Raw genomic sequence first — 1,177 nt, forward strand, 5'->3', positions numbered from 1 at the left:
CGTGGTAGCCGACACTTTTCAAAAGATCGAAGGCTGCCTTCAGCTTCGAAATCCTGACCGCATCGCAGGACGAGGAGCGCCTTGCCGGCATCTACCAGCGCACGCTGGAGAAGATCGGCATCGATCTCACCATTCGCAGCCTCGACGGCGACCAGATCCAGTCGCGCAAGCAGCGCTTCGACTTTGAGGTCCTGATCGGATCGAGCGGCTTCAACAATTCGTTGTCGCCCGGCATCGAGCAGAGCGGGCGCTGGAGTTCCGCCGCGGCCAGGACGGAAGGCTCGTTCAATCTCGCAGGCGTCGCCGATCCGGCTGTGGACGCGGCGATCGAGGCGATGCTGCGCGCCCGCTCCAAGGAGGATTATGTTGCCGCCGTTCGCGTTCTCGACCGGCTGCTGATCTCCGGCAACTACATGGTGCCGATGCAGCACAACACGCAGCAATGGATTGCCTACTGGAACTACCTGGAACATCCGCAAAAGACGCCCATATTCGGGTATCAGCTGCCAACATGGTGGCGCAAACCCAACTGAGGGATCAGGAGATCGAGATGAGCGAATTGAACGCCATCACCGTCGATGTGGTGTCCGATGTCGTCTGCCCCTGGTGCTTCATCGGCCAGAAGCGGCTCGACAGGGCGATTGCCGCCGTCGGCGATGTCGACGTGCATGTCCGCTGGCGGCCGTTCCAGCTCGATCCGACCATTCCGCCTGAAGGCAAGGACCGCCGCGAATACATGCTGGCAAAATTCGGCAGTGATCAGCGCATCCGCGAGATTCACGCCCGCATCGAGCCGCTGGGCGAAATCGAAGGCATCTCGTTCGCCTTTGACGCCATCAAGGTGGCGCCGAACACGCTGGATGCGCATCGGCTGATCCGCTGGGCAGGTGCCGCCGGCGAAGCCATTCAGAACAGGCTTGTGCGCCGGCTGTTCCAGCTGAATTTCGAGGAAGGCGCAAACATTGGCGATCATGCCGTGCTGGTCGAGGCGGCGCGCGAGGCCGGCATGGATGCGTCCGTGGTCGCCACGCTTTTGCCGACCGAGGCCGATGTCGAGGCGGTGCGCACCGAGATCGCCACCGCGTCGCGCATGGGCATTTCTGGCGTGCCGTGCTTCCTGCTCGAGGACAAATACGCGGTCATGGGCGCACAGGATGCCGACACGCTGGCCGATGCC

General features: G+C 62.5%; 1 protein-coding gene and 1 pseudogene. Both read left to right on the forward strand.

Going from position 1 to position 1,177, the window contains the following annotated elements; all coding sequences use genetic code 11:
* Window positions 1-38: 38 nt before the first annotated feature.
* Window positions 39-533, forward strand: a pseudogene (locus tag EN939_RS35000) (ABC transporter substrate-binding protein); the annotation flags it as partial.
* A 17-nt stretch (window positions 534-550) separates the two neighbouring features.
* Window positions 551-1,177: DsbA family oxidoreductase (locus EN939_RS35005; RefSeq protein WP_164751551.1), on the forward strand; the 627-nt coding region annotated here is incomplete at its 3' end.

It is taken from the genome of Mesorhizobium sp. M7A.F.Ca.CA.002.05.1.1, assembly GCF_003998335.1.
Classification (GTDB): domain Bacteria; phylum Pseudomonadota; class Alphaproteobacteria; order Rhizobiales; family Rhizobiaceae; genus Mesorhizobium.